The organism is Microbacterium keratanolyticum, assembly GCF_016907255.1.
Lineage (GTDB): Bacteria > Actinomycetota > Actinomycetes > Actinomycetales > Microbacteriaceae > Microbacterium > Microbacterium keratanolyticum.
Genome location: NZ_JAFBBQ010000001.1, coordinates 1,149,875 through 1,161,948, shown reverse-complemented (window position 1 = coordinate 1,161,948; position 12,074 = coordinate 1,149,875). Strand labels below are relative to the sequence as shown.

Here is a 12,074-nt window from a genome sequence, read left to right as displayed (position 1 = left end):
CTCCGCGTTCATCTCACAGCCACCTCTCAACGCGAGAATGTACAAAAGTACATGTACATGTGTTCAGGAGGTGTCATGGCGGAGACCGCGCGTCGTCGACGTGATCCTGAAGCGCGCCGTCTCGCGATCGTCACTGCCGCTGCCGAACTCATCACCGAGATCGGCGTCGATGCCCTTACGCACCGCCTGGTCGCCGCTCGCGCCGAGGTGCCCCTCGGTGCCACGACCCAGTACTTCGCGACCCTCGACGATCTCCGCGCCGCCGCGCTGCAACTGCTCGTCGAGCATGTGGATGCGCAGATGGCGGTCGTGCGCGACACCCTCGCCACGCAGGGCGTCAGCCCCGCCACGCTCGCCGGGCTTCTGCACGCCAACCTCGGCGACTCCCGGGCGCTGCAGGCAGACCGTGCCGTGGTCACCGCGGCTGTGCATGACCCGCGCCTGCGCGCGCTCGCCCGGCACTGGTCCGACGAGCTCGTCACCTCCCTCGTGCCCACCTATGGTGAAGAGCGCTCGCGCGCCGCCGCCGTCTTCATCGACGGGACCCTGTGGCACGCCCAGATCCATGAGCACCCGCTTCCGCTCACGACCCTTCAGCACGCGCTCGCCGCGATCCTGGAAACGCCCGTGAGCGCAGCATCCGCGTCCCCCACCCTGCCGGACTGATCGAAAGAACCGCCGTGTCGAAACTTGCCGTGCTGAGCCTGCGCAACCGGGCGCTCATCGCTCTGATCACCGTCGTGACCGCCATCTTCGGCGGCCTCGCGCTGACGAGTCTCAAGCAGGAGCTGATCCCCGAGCTCGAGCTTCCCGCTCTGATCGTGATGTCGACGTACCCGGGGGCTTCGCCCGAGGTGGTCGAGAACGACGTCTCCACGCCGATCGAATCGGTGATCCAGGGTGTGCCCGGGCTGGAGTCGACGAGCGCCACGAGCACGACGAACGCCTCGGTCGTGCAGGCGATGTTCGAGTACGGCACCAACCTCGCCACCGCTGAGCAGAAGATGCAGCAGGCGATCAACCGCATCTCGCAGCAGCTCCCGGACGGGGTGACGCCGCAGATCCTCTCCGTGTCGATCTCCGACCTTCCGGTGATCCAGATCGCGGTGACCGGCTTCGATGACGCAGAGAACGCGCAGGCAGACCTCGAAGCGCTCGCGATCCCCGAGATCGAAGACGTCAAGGGTGTGAACGCCGCGCAGATCGTCGGAGCCATCGGCCAGCGGATCACGATCACGCCAGACCTGGTCGCCCTCGCGACGCGCGGAGCATCGCCGCAGGACATCAGCACGGCGCTGCAGCAGAACGGTGTGCTGTTCCCCGGCGGTTCGATCACCGAGGGAGAGAACACGTTCACGGTGCAGACCGGCGCGAAGATCACCTCGGTCGAAGAGATCGCGGCGCTCCCGCTCGTCGGCACGGACGCCCTGATCGGCGACGTCGCCACGGTCGTGCAGGAAGCCGACCCGGTGTCTTCGATCTCTCGCGTCAACGGTGAGGATGCCATCTCGATCGCCGTCACCAAGCTCCCCGCGGCCAACACCGTCGACGTCTCGAACGGCGTCATCGCCGCCCTCGACACGATCGGGGAATCCTTCCCGGATGCCACCTTCACCGTGATCTTCGATCAGGCGCCGTTCATCGTGCAGTCGATCGAGACGCTCGCCGTCGAGGGGCTGCTCGGCCTCGTGTTCGCGGTCGTCGTCATCCTCGTGTTCCTGATGTCGATCCGCTCGACCCTCGTCACCGCGATCTCGATCCCGACTTCGGTGCTCGTGACCTTCGTGGGACTCCAGGCCTTCGGGTACTCGCTCAACATGCTGACCCTCGGCGCACTGACGATCGCGATCGGCCGTGTCGTCGACGACTCGATCGTCGTGATCGAGAACATCAAGCGGCACTACGTCGAGGGCGCCGACAAGATGGGCGCCATCATCCTCGCGGTCCGCGAGGTCGCCGCGGCCATCACCGCCTCGACCATCACGACCGTCGCCGTGTTCCTGCCGATCGTGTTCGTGGGCGACATGGTCGGTGAGCTGTTCCGTCCGTTCGCGATGACGGTCACGATCGCGATGGCCGCATCGCTGCTCGTCGCGCTCACGATCGTTCCGGTTCTCGCCTACTGGTTCCTGAAGCCGGGTAAGGCGCTGCGCGATGAGCAGGGGAACGTGATCGATCCGGAGCATCCGGATGCTCCGCCCACCCGCCTGCAGACCTGGTATCGTCCCGTGCTCAGCTGGACCCTCAAGCACTCTGTCGTTACGGTCGTACTCGCCGTGGTCGTGCTCGGCGGAACTCTCGCCGCCGCTCCGCTGATGAAGATCAACTTCCTCAGCGACTCGGGTCAGAACACGATGACGGTGTCGCAGGACCTCGGCCCGACCGCGAGCCTCGACGCGAAGTCGGAGGCGGCGCGGAAGGTCGAAGACGTGCTGCTCGACATCGACGGCATCGAGCATGTGCAGGCGTCGATCGGCTCCAGCGGGTCCGCCCTGCAGGACGTCTTCTCCGGCGGTGCCGGCATCACGTACTCGGTGCAGACCGTGTCGGGGGCGGATCAGGAGGCGCTGCGCGCTGAGGTCCAGAAGGCCATCGACGGTCTCAGCGATGCCGGAGAGGTCACCGTCGGCTCCAGCGGAGGCTTCGGGTCCAGCGACATCGCCGTGAACATCAGCGCCGCGGGGGCGGAAGACCTGCAGGCGGCGACCGATGCCGTCGTCGCCGAACTGGAAGGACGCGAGGGCATCGGTGCGGTCACCGACAACCTGTCGGCCGCGCTGCCGTACCTGGCCGTCGTGGTCGACCGTGCCGCCGCGGCCCAGTACGGACTGTCCGAAGCCGCCGTCGGGTCGATCGTGTCGAGCACGATGCGCCCGCAGCAGATCGGCTCGGTCGAGATCGACGACACCTCGCTGACGGTGTATCTCGCCACGGCCACACCGCCGGCGACCGCCGATGAGCTGCGCGCACTGGCGATCCCCGCGGCCCGCGGCGTCGTGCAGCTGCAGGACATCGCGACCGTCGAAGAACGTGAGGGGCCGACCTCGATCACGACCGAGCAGGGGCGTCGGACGGCCACGGTCACCGTGCCGCCGGCATCCGACAACCTCGCTCTCGCGACGGCATCCGTGACGGCTGCGCTCGCCGCCGTCGACCTGCCCGATGGTGCTCGTGCCGAGGTCGGAGGTGTCGCAGAGCAGCAGCAGGAGTCGTTCTCGCAGCTGGGGCTGGCGATGCTCGCGGCGATCCTCATCGTCTATGTCGTGATGGTGGCGACCTTCAAGTCGCTGCGTCAGCCGCTGCTGCTGCTCGTGTCGGTGCCGTTCGCGGCGACGGGCGCGATCCTGCTGCAGATCGTAACCGGCGTGCCGCTCGGCGTCGCCTCTCTCATCGGTGTGCTGATGCTGATCGGCATCGTCGTCACAAACGCGATCGTGCTCGTCGACCTCGTGAATCAGTACCGCGAGAAGGGGCTGTCGACGCACGACGCCGTCATGGCGGGTGGAGAGAAGCGTCTGCGCCCGATCCTCATGACGGCCCTCGCGACGATCTTCGCGCTCACGCCGATGGCCCTCGGCATCACCGGGCACGGCGGATTCATCTCGCAGCCGCTCGCGATCGTCGTGATCGGCGGTCTGGTCTCATCGACCGTGCTGACCCTCATCGTGCTGCCGACGCTCTACAACCTCGTCGAGGGTGCGCGCGAGCGGCGGGCGGTACGACGGAGCGGAGGCGACAGCGGTGAGCCGAAGGGTTCGCGGGATGCACCGGATGCGGGGCCGAAGGCGGATGCTGGCGCGGAGGTACACCACGCGAGCCGGCGGGAGCTCCGCAGCCGTGGTGGCCTGCCCACGGCGGGCGCGGTCGACTGACGCGTACGTCTGCAGGGTGATTGCACGGATGCCGGACGAGATCGCCTGACATCCGTGCATCCGCTCGACGGATGCCTCGTCGTTCAGTCGAACGTGATTCCCCACTCGAGCGTCCACGTCTCGCCGGGCGCGAGGTGACGCAGTCCGCGGCCGGAGTTGAACGCTTCCGCGGGGGCGGTCATCGGCTCGACCGCGAGGGCGAGTGACTGACCGGGGTAGTTCGTCGTCGTGTAGGCCTGGATATAGTCGAAGCCCTCGCCCTGCCAGACGGTGACGGCACGGCCATCCGGAGCGGTGAGCGTCGTACGCACGCGGCTATCGGTGTCGCGGTGCAGGGTCGCGAATCCGGTGTCGAGCGTGACGTCGCCAAGGCGCCGCCCGGCACGGAGGTCGACTCCGCCCTGCACGGGTGATTCTCCGATCGGCAGGAGCCGCTCGTCGGTCTCGAAGTATGTCTCGGCCGGAATCCGCAGGGAGAGTTCGCGCGGGTCGACATCGCCGATCGTGACGAAGGGATGCGTGCCGAGAGCGACCGGCGCAGGATGCGCGGAGTGGTTCGTCAGTGTGTGCGTGACGCGAATGCCGTCGGCGGTCAGCGCATACTCGACGGCCGTGTCGAGCAGGTAGGGGTAGCCGGTCTGCGGCACGATCTGCGCACGCAGCGTCACGGTGGCATCCGTGTCCTGCTCGATCTCGTACGCCGTGAACCGCAGCAGCCCGTGGCTCGCGTTGCGAAGTGCAGGCTCAGTGATCGCGAGCGCGCGGGTCGTGTCGCCGTCCTGCCAGATGCCATCGCGGACGCGGTTGGGCCACGGAGCGAGCACGACACCCGAGCAGGCGGGGGTGGGCGCGTCCAGGGGATAGGGCGGCACGATGGTCACTCCGCCGACCTCGAGATCGCGGAGGGATGCGCCGACCTGGGCGATCTGCGCGACGACGGGGCCGCGGCGGAGAGTGATCTGGCGGCCGGTCGGAGACGGTGTTACGGTGTGCACCTGCTCATCGTACGGGCGGTTTCCCAGGAGTGTCGGCTACCCTGGATCAGTCGGCTTCGGATACCGCGTCTTTTGTGCGGATCGTTTCTGTGAGTCCAGGGGCCGATGGTGAGCATCATTCGATGCGCATGAACCATCACATGAATGGCCCCGGCCGACGGATGTCCGGGTTATGTCTGCGTGCGCGCAGGCGCTGTTCTCGTGCGAGAACTCAAGAAAGACATACCCATGCCCAAGAGTCACAAGCCCAAGGGCGGTCGCCCCGCCCGCAACTTCGAGCCGCGATACGGCGAGAAGAAGACCTCCTTCCACGATCGTCACGCGCGCCCCGGCGCCGGACGCGACGACGCCCGCGGCGCGGGTCGTTCCGAGCGCTCGGATGCCTCGGAGCGCCGACCGTCCGCCGGATTCGACCGCCGTCCTGGCAGCCGCAGCCCCGGCCACCGCGGATTCCGCACCGAGGCCGAGGGTGCCCCCAAGCAGCGGTGGACGGCGCAGGAGCGCGCCGGTCGCGACGAGGCGCGCAGCATCCGCAACCGTGCCGTCGATGGCCGCCGCGAGAGCCCGCACCACCGTTCCTCGGAGGGTGGCGCTGAGCGCGGACGCTTCAACGAGCGCCCGCGCTTCCAGGGCGACCGCCCGCGTTTCAATGACGAGCGTCCGCGTCGCGATTTCGGTGACCGTCCGCAGCGTTCGTATGGCGGTGACCGTCCGAACCGTGACGATCGTGGTGGCGAGCGTCCTCGTTTCAACGACCGTGGTGGTGACCGTCCTCGCTACGGCAACGATGAGCGTCCGCAGCGTTCGTTCAACGGTGACCGTCCGCAGCGCGATGACCGTCCCCGTCGTGACTTCGGTGACCGTCCGCAGCGCTCGTTCGGTGGCGACCGCCCGCGTTTCAACGACGAGCGTCCCCGTCGCGATTTCGGTGACCGTCCGCAGCGCTCGTACGGCGGTGACCGTCCGAACCGTGACGACCGTGGTGGCGAGCGTCCTCGTTTCAACGACCGTGGTGGCGAGCGTCCTCGCTACGGCAACGATGAGCGTCCGCAGCGTTCGTTCAACGGTGACCGTCCGCAGCGCGATGACCGTCCCCGTCGTGACTTCGGTGACCGTCCGCAGCGTTCGTTCGGTGGCGACCGCCCCCGCTTCAACGACGACCGTCCCCGCCGCGATTACAGCGATCGTCCGCGTCGCGAAGAGCGTCCGAGCCGCGATGACTGGAACCGCACCGCGAAGCCGGCGCATCAGGCGGATGATGTCGTGCACGAGCGTCTTGAGGCGAAGGCTGTCGCCGCGACCGAGGTCGAAGGTGTCACGTTCGGTGACCTCGGCCTGGGCTCGAACATCGTCGAGACGCTGAACAACATGGGGGCGGCGACGCCGTTCCCGATCCAGGCAGCCTCGATCCCTGCTGTTCTTGAAGGCCGCGACGTGCTGGCTCGTGGCCGCACGGGTTCGGGCAAGACAATCGCCTTCGGTGCGCCTCTTGTCGAGCGCATCCTGCTCGCGCAGAAGGGCAAGAAGCGTGAGTTCGGTCGTGCGCCGCGTGCGATCATCCTGGCGCCGACGCGTGAGCTCGCACTGCAGATCGACCGCACGATCCAGCCGATCGCGCGCAGCGTCGGCCTGTTCACGACGCAGATCTACGGCGGTGTCCCGCAGGCCCGTCAGGTGGGTGCGCTGAAGAAGGGCGTCGATATCATCATCGGCACCCCCGGTCGCATCGAAGACCTCATCAACCAGGGCAAGCTCAACCTCTCTGAGTGTGAGATCGCCGTGCTCGACGAGGCCGACCACATGTGCGAGCTCGGTTTCGTCGAGCCGGTGCAGCGCATCCTGCGTCACACGGCGGACGGCAGCCAGAAGCTGCTGTTCTCGGCGACGCTCGATCGCGAGGTCGCGTCTCTCGTCGACGAGTTCCTGGTCGACCCGGCGGTCTTCGAGGTCGCGGGGGAAGACCAGAACTCGGGGACGATCGAGCACCGTGTGCTCGTGATCGAGCACCGTGAGAAGGCCGACATCCTCACGTCGCTCGTCGACCGCGAGGGCCAGACCCTTGTCTTCGCTCGCACGCGTGCGTATGCGGAGATGCTCGCAGAGCAGTTCGAGGATGCCGGAATCTCCGCGGTGTCCCTGCACGGTGACTTGAACCAGGCCAAGCGCACGCGCAACCTGCAGCGTCTGACCTCCGGTCGCGCGCAGGTGCTCGTGGCGACCGATGTGGCTGCCCGTGGCATTCACGTGGATGACATCGACCTGGTCGTTCAGGCCGATGCGCCGGATGAGTACAAGACGTACCTCCACCGCGCTGGTCGTACCGGACGTGCGGGCCGTTCGGGTCGTGTCGTCACGCTCATCACCCGTCAGCGTCAGCGCCGCATGACCGAGCTGCTCGACCGCGCTGAGATCGACGCGCCCTTCGAGAGCGCGCGTGTCGGCGACGACGTGATCGATGAGATCACCGGGCGCACTCTGACGGCGGACGAACTCACCCGCTGACACGAACAACCGTGAAGGGCCCCGTTCCGCACTCGTGCGGGGCGGGGCCCTTGTCGATGCGAGCTCGTCGGTGGCCCGAACAGCTTCCGCGCCCGCTCTGGCTCAGAACAGCATGGGAGTCGGCTGGGGCGCCCCTACGAGTGCGGATCGACGCGTGCGATCGGCTCGGAACGTGGGCATCGGAGGTGTCGCAGCGGCTCCTCCGGGTCGCCCCTGCGCGACCTCTTCCTGGCGGAACCCGCGTGACGAGATGCCTGTACCGCCCGACCCTCGATCGAGCCCGTGCATCCGGATCAGCGGCCGAACGCGTTTCGCGAGCCACTGCCGATACACCTTCGGTGCTTCTGCGGCGGCCCCCGGATAGAGCGTTCGGTAGGACGAAAGCAGGTCGGGGCGGGTCTGGCTGAGCCACTGCAGGAACCACGGCTTCACGCCGGGACGCAGGTGCAGTGCCCCGTAGATCACGCCACTGGCGCCTGCGTTCTTGATGCGGGCAAGCGCCGTGTCGATCGCGGCGAGCGAGTCGGTGAGGTGCGGCATGATCGGCATCAGGAAGACCGTCACGGGGAAGCCGGCGTCGCTGAGGGCCCGCACTGTGTCGAGGCGGGCCTGTGTGCTGGGTGCGCCGGGTTCGATCGCCTTCTGCAGCTCATCGTCGTACATGGCGATCGACATCTGCACGTCGACGGGCACCTGCGTCGCCGCGTCCACGAGCAGGGGGATGTCGCGCCGAATGAGCGTGCCTTTCGTGAGGATCGACATCGGAGTGCCGGACGCGGCGAGTGCCCGGATGATTCCCGGCATCAGCTGATAGCGGCCTTCGGCCCGCTGGTACGGATCAGTGTTGGTGCCGAGGGCGACTGTCTCGTGCTTCCAGCTGCCGCGTCGCAGCTCTTTTTCGAGGATCTCGACCGAGTTGACCTTCACGACGATCTGAGAGTCGAAGTCGGCTCCTCCGTCGAGGTCGAGATAGGTGTGGGTGCCCCGCGCGAAACAGTACGTGCAGGCATGGCTGCACCCCCGATAGGGGTTGATGGTCCAGGAGAAGGGCATGCGCGAGGCACCAGGAACGGCATTGAGAACAGATTTCGCGAGCACCTCGTGGAACGTCATTCCTGCGAACTCGGGCGTCGTCACGGTGCGAAGGATGCCGGTGCGGTCTTCCAGTCCGGGCAGGGCGGACCCATCCACCTCTCCCAGTCGCTGCCCTTGCCATCTCATGCGCTCTATTCGAACAGATGATCGAATGATCGTCAAGGTGACATCGTCTAAATCTTCGAATCTGTGGAGAGATGGAGCATCCGTCCAGTGAAGGGGGAGACAATGAAGGGGTGACTGACCCGCAGCGTCCGGTTGCTCGCCATGCCCGGGCGAGTTCTTCCGCGTTGCGCATCTTCGTGCCGATCGGCATCGCGGTGACCGTTCTCGGGATCATCCTGGCGCTGTTCGAAGGCGCAGGAGCCGCGACCGGCGCGGGGGCGGCGGCGTTGCGTGTGCCTCCTCTGCCGGTGACTGCACAAGAGCTCCCTGTCGTCGAGATTCAGGCGGCAGAGGTCGTCGACCACTGTGCCGAACCAGCGGTGCAGCAGGCGATCGCCTCGGGTGATGACAACGCAGCCGTTGCGGCCTTCGGCGGTGGTGCGGCCTTCCGTGCCGCGGTCGCCACGGGGAACGCTCCGTGCGTCGACCTCGCTGATCCGGTGCGGCTGTGGCTCGTGGTCAACAAGCTGCGCTCGCTCTCGCCGGCTGAGTACGCTCCAGCCTCGCTGGGCGAGCCGGCGCTCCTTCGAGATTCCTCTGCGGGGCCGGTGCGTGCGGATGTCGCCGCCGCGTTGGATGCGATGTCGGATGCCACGGAGGCGGCAGGCCTCGGCCCATTGGCGCTCGGCAGCGGCTACCGCTCCTTCGAGACACAGGTCGGCAACTACTACGGCCACGTGGACGAGCTCGGGCAGGAGGGCGCAGACGCGGTCTCCGCTCGTCCCGGACACAGCGAGCACCAGACCGGCCTCGCAGCCGACGTGGTCAGCTGCGCGGACGGATGCGGCGGCATCTACGATTTCGGCGCAACACCGGCGGGGGTGTGGGTCGCGGAGAACGGCTGGCAGTTCGGGTTCATCGTGCGCTACGAAGCGTCCGCGACAGCATCAACGGGATACGCGCCTGAGCCGTGGCATCTGCGCTACATCGGCACGGAGCTGGCCCGCGCCTACCATGAGGGTGGCTACCAGTCGCTGGAACAGTTCTTCGCGCTTCCCGATGCGCCAGGCTACGCCGACTGATCCAGAATTCCGCGGTTCGACGGGATCTGGTGGCATCCCACAATGCTGACACCGAGTATCACGAACGGTGAGATGCATTCTCACAATGATCTTTCGTCCGGTCGACGGAATCCCTAGACTCGCGGTGCAGTGAAGCACCCTATCGACTGGGAGGACGCGCGATGGAACGCGACATCTACGACGAGGACCACGAAGCATTCCGCGAGCTGGTGAAGGATTTCGTCAAGCGGCACGTCACCACGGAATCGCTCGCGAAGTGGGACGCCGATGGTGAGATCGACCGCGCGACCATGCTCGCCGCTGGAGAAGCCGGTCTGATCGGGCTCTCGGTTCCCGAGGAGTTCGGCGGCGCCGGAATGCTGCAGGACTACCGCTTCCGCACGATCGTGATGGAAGAGGTCATCGCCGCCGGTGCGGGCTCCCTCGCCGGTGCCTTCGGCATCCAGGACGACCTCGCCGTGCCGTATCTCGTGCACATGGGCACGCCCGAGCAGAAGGCCAAGTGGCTTCCGCGCATGGCGACCGGCGAGGTGCTGGGCGCACTGGCCATGACCGACCCCGGCGCGGGCAGCGACCTGCGCGGCATCAAGACCAACGCCAAGAAGGTCGACGGCGGATACATCCTCAACGGTGCGAAGACGTTCATCTCCTCCGGCACGACCGCCGACATGGTCGTCACCTTCGTCAAGACGGGCGAGGGCAACCGTCCTGACGCGTTCAGCCTGCTGATCGTGGAGAAGGGCATGGAGGGCTTCGACCAGGGCAAGAAGCTCAGCAAGATGGGCTTCCACGGGTGGGACACCGCCGAGCTGAGCTTCACGGATGTCTTCATCCCGGAGGAGAACCTCATCAGCGGCAAGGAGGGGCAGGGCTTCATCCAGCTGATGCTGAACCTTCCGCTCGAACGTCTGTCGATCGGTGTCGCGGCGGCGGCCGCAGGCCAGGCCGCGCTCGACTGGACCGTCGCTTACACGAAGGATCGCGAGGCGTTCGGTGAGCGCGTCGCCGACTTCCAGAACACCCGCTTCCGCCTCGCAGACATGGCCGCAACGACCGACGCGATGTGGGCGTACATCGACCGCGCGCTGCTCGCCTACCGCGACGGCCGCCTCTCGGCCGAGGACGCCGCGAAGGTCAAGTTCTGGGCCACCGAGCGCGAGTGGGAACTGCTCGACATCGGCGTGCAGCTGCACGGCGGCTACGGCTACATCATGGAGTACCCGATCGCGCGGGCCTTCACCGACGCTCGTGTGCACCGCATCTACGGCGGCACGAACGAGATCATGCGTGATCTCGTCGGGCGTCAGATCGCCGGCAAGCGCTGACGCTGTGAATCAAGGAGGGGCCCGGATGCTGCATCCGGGCCCCTCTCTCGCGTCCGCGGCCCTGCTCAGCGCACCGCGTCGAGCGTGCGGGCGGGGGCAGTCGCTGCGCGCGCTGCGGACACGCGGCGAATCGCCGGCCCGGCGAGTACGGCGATCATGGCGGCGAGGAGAACGGCGGTGATCAGGCTGCCTTCGATGCCGAACGTCCCACCCGTGATGGGCGCCGGCCCGTCGGCACTCGGTGTGACGACGAAGATGCCGTGACTGCTTTCATGCCCCGACATGGTCGTGCCGAAGAGGCGTGAGAGTGCCCAGTTCCATGTGCTGTGGAAGGCGCATGCGGCCCACAGGCTGCCGTTCTTGAGCACCCAGAGGCCCAGAGCGACCGAGAGGAGCAGCATGTTCACGATCGGAAGAACGCCGAAGCCGTCGTTGCCGGCGTGGAGCGCGGCGAACAGCACCGCCTGCAGGGCGATTGCGGCGACGATGCCGAAGCGGCGCGCATACGCCTGAGCCGCGAAGCCGCGGACGGCGATCTCCTCGGAGGAGGACTGCACCGCGTACACGGCGATCCAGACGAGCGCCATCAGCCAGTCTGCAGGGGTCAGTGCGTCGGCATTCCAGCGGATCGATCCCTGCCCGAGAAGGACGAGCGTCAGCATCGCGAGAGTCGCGAGGAGCAGGCCTCCCGCGATACCCCACAGGATCTGACGCGGGGCGCGGCGCGGCTCCTCAAAGCCGAGCGAGCGGAAGCGGCGCCCCTCTTTGAAACGCACCCAGAGGCCGATGAGTACGGCGATCCCGCCAAATGCGACGATGCTCATCCACCAGGGCATCTCCATGGATCCGGTGATCGAGGAGTAGGTGATGCCCGCGATCATGAGGGATCCATAGCTTGCGGCGACGACGATGATCGTCGCGACGATGGCGCCGGTGGGGCGCTTTGCCTCTTGCATGCCGGACAGTGGCGCGGGGAGTATGCGGGCGCGGCTCATACGACGATGCTGCCTTCCTGGATGTGGGCGGGGTAGCTCCGGGTGCATTCAGTCTATCTTTGGTCAGCATCCAAAGATTCCGCGCGCCAGACGCAGGCGTCGT

8 protein-coding genes are annotated in these 12,074 nt (G+C 67.0%); 5 read left to right on the top strand and 3 right to left on the bottom strand.

Going from position 1 to position 12,074, the window contains the following annotated elements; translation table 11 throughout:
• The first annotated feature begins 75 nt into the window (after window positions 1–75).
• Both JOD62_RS05510 and JOD62_RS05505 read left to right on the top strand, forming a co-directional pair.
• Complete coding sequence (locus tag JOD62_RS05510; protein ID WP_204938318.1) at window positions 76–666, top strand: TetR/AcrR family transcriptional regulator; 591 nt, start codon at window positions 76–78, stop codon at window positions 664–666.
• 14 nt (window positions 667–680) lie between these two features.
• Window positions 681–3,872, top strand: a complete 3,192-nt coding sequence (locus tag JOD62_RS05505; protein ID WP_204938317.1) for an efflux RND transporter permease subunit — start codon at window positions 681–683, stop codon at window positions 3,870–3,872.
• 83 nt (window positions 3,873–3,955) lie between these two features.
• Here the strand turns inward: JOD62_RS05505 and JOD62_RS05500 are convergent, their stop codons facing one another.
• Window positions 3,956–4,867, bottom strand: coding sequence for an aldose 1-epimerase family protein (locus JOD62_RS05500; protein ID WP_204938316.1), 912 nt, complete (start codon window positions 4,865–4,867; stop codon window positions 3,956–3,958).
• A gap of 228 nt (window positions 4,868–5,095) precedes the next feature.
• Between JOD62_RS05500 and JOD62_RS05495 the strand changes: the two genes are divergently transcribed.
• Window positions 5,096–7,369 carry a DEAD/DEAH box helicase gene (locus tag JOD62_RS05495; protein WP_204938315.1) on the top strand — a complete coding sequence of 758 codons (2,274 nt, stop codon included), beginning with the start codon at window positions 5,096–5,098 and terminating at the stop codon, window positions 7,367–7,369.
• Between the two features lie 102 nt (window positions 7,370–7,471).
• Here the strand turns inward: JOD62_RS05495 and JOD62_RS05490 are convergent, their stop codons facing one another.
• On the bottom strand, window positions 7,472–8,590 hold the full coding sequence (locus JOD62_RS05490) for an Rv2578c family radical SAM protein (RefSeq protein WP_204938314.1): 1,119 nt from the start codon (window positions 8,588–8,590) through the stop codon (window positions 7,472–7,474).
• Window positions 8,591–8,700: 110 nt separating this feature from the next.
• On the opposite strand from JOD62_RS05490, the gene JOD62_RS05485 reads away from it, so the two are divergent.
• Both JOD62_RS05485 and JOD62_RS05480 read left to right on the top strand, forming a co-directional pair.
• Window positions 8,701–9,651 carry a M15 family metallopeptidase gene (locus tag JOD62_RS05485; protein ID WP_271171456.1) on the top strand — a complete coding sequence of 317 codons (951 nt, stop codon included), beginning with the start codon at window positions 8,701–8,703 and terminating at the stop codon, window positions 9,649–9,651.
• 161 nt (window positions 9,652–9,812) lie between these two features.
• A complete protein-coding gene (locus JOD62_RS05480) occupies window positions 9,813–10,976 on the top strand; it encodes an acyl-CoA dehydrogenase family protein (RefSeq protein ID WP_204938312.1) in 1,164 nt (387 codons plus the stop codon).
• Between the two features lie 65 nt (window positions 10,977–11,041).
• Here JOD62_RS05480 and JOD62_RS05475 read toward each other — a convergent pair whose 3' ends face one another.
• Window positions 11,042–11,971, bottom strand: a complete 930-nt coding sequence (locus JOD62_RS05475; protein WP_204938311.1) for a CPBP family intramembrane glutamic endopeptidase — start codon at window positions 11,969–11,971, stop codon at window positions 11,042–11,044.
• Window positions 11,972–12,074: the final 103 nt, after the last annotated feature.